Annotated in this window: 1 pseudogene; it reads left to right on the top strand. The window is 56.5% G+C overall.

The window, feature by feature from the left end:
• Nucleotides 1–23: 23 nt before the first annotated feature.
• Nucleotides 24–260, top strand: a pseudogene (locus ACPYOJ_RS35760) (pantetheine-phosphate adenylyltransferase); the annotation flags it as partial.

Genomic DNA, 260 nt, shown 5'->3' with positions numbered 1-260 from the left:
CCGCCAGCCCCAGTAAGAAACCCATGTTCGATCTCAATGAGCGCGTTGCACTTGCCACTGACGCTATCTCGCATCTGCCAAACGTCGAGGTGGTGGGCTTCAGTGATCTGATGGCCAACTTCGCCCGTGCCCGGCAGGCTAACATTTTGATCCGTGGGTTACGCGCGGTGGCTGACTTCAAATACGAAATGCAGTTGGCGCACATGAACCGCCACCTGATGCCAGAGCTGGAGAGCGTATTCCTGATGCCCTCCAAAGAG

Source organism: Rhizobium sp. SVR5-9E, from assembly GCF_056755095.1.
Note: the sequence above shows the minus strand (reverse complement) of the source record. Positions and strands in the feature narration are given on the sequence as shown.